General features: G+C 77.9%; 1 protein-coding gene. It reads left to right on the plus strand.

The annotated features are described in order from the left end of the window. A partial coding sequence (locus ABT023_RS28685; RefSeq protein WP_350889772.1) for an SDR family NAD(P)-dependent oxidoreductase occupies nucleotides 1-6729 on the plus strand: 6729 nt, incomplete at both ends.

The raw sequence follows: 6729 nt of genomic DNA on the forward strand, positions 1-6729 counted from the left end.
CTGGTGCAGCGGCTGTCGGACGCCCGGCGGGACGGCCGGCGGATCCTGGCCGTCGTCAGGGGTACGGCGGTGAACCAGGACGGTGCGTCGAACGGTCTTACGGCGCCGAATGGTCCGTCGCAGCAGCGGGTGATCCGGCAGGCGTTGGCGAACGCGCGCCTGACGACGGCCGATGTGGATGCGGTGGAGGCGCACGGCACGGGTACGACGTTGGGTGACCCGATCGAGGCGCAGGCGTTGCTGGCCACCTATGGGCAGGACCGGCCGGCGGGCAGTCCGTTGTGGCTGGGGTCGGTGAAGTCGAACATCGGGCACACCCAGGCCGCCGCCGGGGTGGCCGGCGTGATCAAGATGATCATGGCGATGCGGCATGGTGTGGTGCCGGCGACGTTGCACGTGGACGAGCCGTCCCCGCACATCGACTGGACGGCGGGTGCGGTGGCGCTGGCCACCGAGGCCACCCCGTGGCCGGTCGTGAACCGGCCGCGTCGGGCGGCCGTGTCGTCGTTCGGGATCTCCGGCACCAACGCGCATGTGATCATCGAGCAGCCGCCCGCCCCCGTCATCGAGGGCAGGACGGTCGCGGCGCCGCGTACCGGCGTCGTACCCCTCGTGCTGTCCGCCGCCGACGGCCCGGCGCTGCGGGAACAGGCCGCCCGGTTGCGCGAGCACCTGGCGGCGCACCCCGAGATCGAGCCCGCCGACGTCGCGCACGCCCTGGTCACCACGCGGGCCGCGTTCCCGCACCGCGCCGTGCTGCTCGGCCGGGACACCGTCGGCCTGCTGCGGGCGCTGGACGCGTTCCGCCTCGGCGAGGACGCCCCGACGGCGGTCACCGGCACGGCCCTGCGCGGCGGCGATCCCGTCCTCGTCCTCCCCGGCGACGCGGAGCAGCGGCCCGGCGCGGTGACCGACCTGCTGGACCGGTCACCCGTCTTCGCCGAATCCGTCGCCGAGTGCGAGGCGGCCCTCGCCCCCTGGGTCGACTGGTCGCTCACCGCCGTGCTGCGCGGCACCGACGACGCCCCGTCGCCGACCCGCCCCGGGGTGGCGGAGCCCGCCCGGTGGGCCGTGACGGTTTCGCTGGCCCGGCTGTGGCGTTTCCTCGGCGTACGACCCGCCGCCGTGCTCGGACACGGCACGGGCGAGGTCGCGGCGGCCTGCGTGGCCGGCGCGCTGTCGCTGGCGGACGCCGCGAAGGTGATCGCCCTCGGCAGCCGGCCCCCGGCCGCCGAGCCGGCCGCGCCGCACGACCCGGCGGCCGACCTGGCCGGGATCGCCCTCCGGGCGGCCGAGGTGCCGCTGCACTCCACGTCCACCGGGGGACAGGTCGACACCGCCGGCCTCGACGCCGCCGACTGGTACCGGGGCCTGCGCGCCGACGCCGACACCGAGGGCGTCGTGCGGGCCCTGCTCGACGCGGGACATCAGGTCTTGCTGGAGGTGGCCCCGGGCCCGGTGCTCGCCGCCGCCCTCCGGCGCACCGTGGCCGACGCCGGACACGACGCCGTCGTGGTGCACACCGCCGCTCCCGGCTGGCCGGACGTCGTCGCCGCCCTCGCCGAGCTGCACGTGCACGGCGTGCCCGTGGACTGGGCCGCGATGCTCGGCACCCGTACCGGCCCGGCCGTGGAGCTGCCCACCTACGCCTTCCAGCGGCAGCGGTACTGGCCGCAGGCCGCGACCCCGACCGGCCCGGCCGGTGGGGACGACACGGACCGGCGGTTCTGGGCGGCCGTGGAACAGGCCGACCCCCGGGCGCTGGCCGCCGCCATGCGGATCGACGAGACGGACGCCCGGTCCCTCGACCCGGCGCTGCCGCTGCTCTCCTCCTGGCGGCGCCGCCGCCACGACGAGTCCACGGTGGACTCCTGGCGGTACCGGGTGACCTGGAAGCCGCTGCCCACCCCCGCCGACGCGGCCCTGTCCGGCCGTTGGCTGCTGGTGGTGCCGGCCGGCCGGGCCGACCACCCGCTGGTCGCCGCCGCCGACGCGGCCCTCGCCGAGGGCGGCGCGGACGTCGTCCGGGTCCCCGTGACCGACCCGGACCGGGCGGCGCTGGCCGACCAGCTCGGGCGGGCCGCCGGGGACGCCGCACCGGTCGGCGGGGTGTTCTCCCTGCTCGCGCTCGACGACGACCCGCACCCGGAGCAGCCCGTGCTGCCCGCTGGCCTCGCCGGCACGGTCGCCCTCGTCCAGGCCCTCGGCGACGCCGGAATCGCCGCCCCGCTGTGGTGCGCCAGCACCGGAGCCGTCTGCACCGGCCGGGCGGACCCGCTCGACCGTCCCGGCCAGGCGACGGTCTGGGGCCTCGGCCGGGTGGTCGCCCTGGAACACCCCGACCGCTGGGGCGGCCTGGTGGACCTGCCCACGGAGCTGGACCCGCGGGACCGGGCCCGGCTCGTGGCGGTGCTGGCCGGCGTCGACGCCGAGGACCAGCTCGCGCTGCGCCCGTCCGGGGTGTTCGCCCGCCGGCTCGTCCGGGCCCGCGCCGACCGCGCCCCGGCCGGCGGCTGGCGCCCCCGGGGCGGCACCGTCCTGGTCACCGGCGGCCTCGGCTCGATCGGGGCGCAGGTGGCCCGCTGGCTGGCCCGGGAGGGCGCCGCCCGGCTGGTGCTGACCGGCCGCCAGGGTCCGGCCACCCCCGGCGCCGCCGAGCTGGCGGCGGAACTCGACGCGGCCGGAACCACCGTCACCGTCGCCGCCTGTGACGTCGCCGACGCCGACGCGCTGCGGGCGCTCGCCGTCGAACTCGCCGCGCAGGGCGTCCGCGTCGACGCCGTGTTCCACACCGCCGGGGTGGCCCACGCCGGACCCGTCGCGGCCCTCGGCCCGGCGGAGCTGGCGTACGCCCTGCGGGCCAAGGTGTCCGGCGCGGTGCACCTCGACGAGGTGTTCGGCGACGACCTGACGGCGTTCGTGCTGTTCTCCTCCGGCGCGGGCGTCTGGGGCGGCGGGCACCAGGGCGGCTACGCCGCCGGCAACGCGTTCCTCGACGCGTTCGCCGAGGACCGCCGCCGCCGGGGCCGGCCGGGCACCGCCGTCGCCTGGGGCGCCTGGGACGGCGGCGGCATGGTCGACGCCGAGGGCGCCGCGGACCAGATGTTCCGCTCCGGCGTCCGGGCGATGCGCCCCGACCTCGCGGTGTCCGTGCTGGCCGACGCGCTCGCCCACGACGAGACCACGCTCACCGTCGCGGACATCGCCTGGGACCGGTTCCTGCACACCTACACGCTGGCCCGCCCCCGGCCGCTGATCGGGGACGTGCCGGAGGTGGCGCGGCTGCTCGCCGCCGCCCCGGCCGGCGACGCCCCGGCCGCCCACTCGCCGCTGCGCGCCCGCCTCGCCGGGCTCGCCGCGCCGGAACGCCGCCGGGTCCTGCTGGACCTGGTCCGGGTGCACGCCGCTGCGGTGCTCCGGCTGCCGTCGGCGGAGGACCTCGCGGCGGACCGGTCGTTCCGGGAGATCGGCTTCGACTCGCTCAGCGCCGTCGAGATGCGCAACCGGCTCGCCGAGGCCGTCGGTGAGACCCTGCCGGCGACGCTGGTGTTCGACCGTCCGACGCCCGGCGCCCTGGCCGACCACCTGGCCGACCGGCTCACCGGCGACGACGCCCCGGCGGTCGCGCCCGTGCGGGCCGCCACCGCCCTCGACGAGCCGATCGCCGTCGTCTCGATGAGCTGCCGGTTCCCCGGCGGGGTGGCCAGCCCCGAGGACCTGTGGCGGCTGGTCAGCGAGGGCCGCGACGGCATCGCCGAGTTCCCCGCCGACCGGGGCTGGGACCTGGACGCCATCTACCACCCCGACCCGGACCGGCCCGGCACCTCGTACGTCCGGGAGGGCGGCTTCCTCGCCGACGCCACCGGCTTCGACGCCGCCCTGTTCGGCATCTCCCCGCGCGAGGCGCTGGTGATGGACCCGCAGCAGCGGCTGCTGCTGGAGAGCGCCTGGGAGCTGTTCGAGCGGTCCGGCACCGCCCCCGCCGACCTGCGGGAGACCGGCACCGGCGTGTTCGTCGGCACCAACGGGCAGGACTACGCGACCCTGCTGCTCGCCGCGCGGGTCGAGACCGAGGGCTACCAGGCCACCGGCAACGCCGCCGCCGTCATCAGCGGCCGGCTGGCGTACCACTTCGGGTTGCAGGGCCCCGCCGTCAGCGTCGACACCGCCTGCTCGTCCTCCCTGGTGGCGCTGCACCTGGCCTGCCAGTCGCTGCGGCAGGGCGAGTGTGACCTCGCCGTCGCCGGCGGCGTCACGGTGATGGCCACCCCCGGCCCGTTCCTGGAGTTCGCCCGCCAGCGGGGGCTGGCCCTCGACGGCCGGTGCAAGTCGTTCGCCGGGGCCGCCGACGGCACCGGCTGGGGCGAGGGCGTCGGCCTGGTGCTGCTCCAGCGCCTCTCCGACGCCCAGCGCGACGGCCGCCGCATCCTCGCCGTGGTCCGCGGCTCCGCGATGAACCAGGACGGCGCCAGCAACGGGCTCACCGCGCCCAACGGCCCCGCCCAGGAGCGGGTCATCCGGCAGGCCCTCGCCAACGCCCGGCTCGCCGGCACCGACGTGGACGTCGTCGACGGGCACGGCACCGGCACCCGGCTCGGCGACCCGATCGAGGCGCAGGCGCTGCTCGCCACGTACGGGCGGGACCGGCCGGCGGACCGTCCGTTGTGGCTCGGCTCGGTGAAGTCGAACATCGGGCACACCCAGGCCGCCGCCGGCGTCTCCGGCGTGATCAAGATGATCATGGCGATGCGGCACGACCTGCTGCCGCCCACGCTGCACGTGGACGAGCCGTCCCCGCACGTCGACTGGTCCGCCGGAGCGGTCGCCCTGCTCACCGAGCCGCAGCCGTGGCCGGCGGTGGACCGGCCCCGCCGCGCCGGCGTGTCGTCGTTCGGGGTGAGCGGCACCAACGTGCACGTCATCCTGGAACAGGCCCCCGCCGAACCGCCCGCGCCCGCCGCCCCGGCCCCCGCCGAGCTGCCGGTGCTGCCCTGGGTCGTCACCGCCGACGGCGCGGAGAGCCTGCGCGACCAGGCCGCCCGGCTCGCCGACTGGCTGCCGGGGCACCCCACCCCCGACGCGGACGTCGCCCGGGGACTGGCCACCGGCCGCTCCGCGCTGCGGCACCGCGCGGTGCTGCTCGCCGCCGACCGGGACGCCGCCCTCACCGGGCTGCGTGCCCTCGCGTCCGGGCAGGACCACCCCGGCCTCACCCGGGGCGTCGCCGAGACCGGCGGGGCCCTCGCGGTGCTGTTCTCCGGCCAGGGCGCCCAGCACGCCGGGATGGGCCGCCGGCTGTACGACACGTTCGGCGTCTTCGCCCGCGCCGTGGACGAGGCGTGCCAGCACCTCGACGCGCACCTGCCCCGGCCGCTGCGCCCGGTCCTGTTCGCCTCGCCCGGCACCGCCGACGCCGACCTGCTCGACCAGACCGTGTTCACCCAGGCCGGGCTGTTCGCCGTCGAGGTGGCGCTGTACCGCCTCCTCGAACACTGGGGGATCCGACCCGACTTCGTGGCCGGTCACTCCGTCGGTGAGATCGTCGCCGCGCACGTCGCCGGGGTGCTGACCCTGCCGGACGCCTGCGCGCTCGTCGGCAACCGGGGCCGGCTCATGCAGGCGCTGCCCGCGGGGGGCGGCATGCTCGCCGTCGCGGCGGCCGAGGTCGACGTGGCCCAGGCCCTCACCGGGTACGCCGGTCGGGTGGCCGTGGCCGCCGTCAACGGGCCGGCCGCCGTCGTCGTCGCCGGGGAACTGGACGCGCTGACCGAGCTGGCCGACCAGTTCACCGCCCTCGGCGTGCGGACCAAGCGGCTACGGGTCAGCCACGCCTTCCACAGCCCGCTGATGGAGCCGATGCTCGCCGAGTTCGCGGCCGTCGCCGCGACCCTCGCGTACGCCCCGCCGGCCGTGCCCGTCGTGTCGAACCTGACCGGCACGGTCGTCGACGCCCACGAGCTGTGCAGCCCCGACTACTGGGTCCGGCACGTCCGCGAGGCCGTCCGGTTCGCCGACACCGTCACCCACCTGCACGCCCACGGGGTGACCCGGTTCCTGGAGGTCGGCCCCGACACGGTGCTCACCGCCCTGACCGCCGACGCGCTCCCCGCCGACGCCCCGGTCACCGTCACCGGCGTGCAGCGGCCCGGCCAGGACGAGGTGTCCACCCTGCTCGGCGCCCTGGCCCGGCTGCACTGCCAGGGCACCGCCGTGCGCTGGCCGGCGCTGCTGCCCGGCGCCGGTCCGGTGGACCTGCCCACGTACGCGTTCGCGCACCAGCGGTTCTGGCCCACCCTCCACGCCGCCCCGGCCGACGCCCCCGGCCCGGCCGGCGACGACACCGACTCCGCGTTCTGGCGGGCCGTGGTGGACGGCGACGGCGACGCGCTCGCCGGCCGGCTCGGCGTGGACCCGGACCGGCCGCTGCGCGACCTGCTGCCGGACCTCGCCGCCTGGCGTCGCCAGCAGCGGGAGGACACCCTGGTCGACGGCTGGCGGTACCGGGTCACCTGGCGGCCCCGGCCGCTCGCCGCCGGGGCCGCCGGCGGCGACTGGACGCTGGTGCACACCGCCGCCGGCCAGGACGTCGCCGACCGGCTCGCCGCGCTCGTCGCCGCCCGCGGCGGCACCCCCCGGCTGCTCCCCGACGACCCGGGTCGGCGGTACGCCGTCGAGCAGCCCGGCGAGGGTGGCGCGGTCGGCCGTGGCCGGGTCGACGGGGAGCAGCCG

Source organism: Micromonospora sp. NPDC002296 (assembly GCF_040296145.1).
Classification (GTDB): Bacteria; Actinomycetota; Actinomycetes; order Mycobacteriales; family Micromonosporaceae; genus Micromonospora.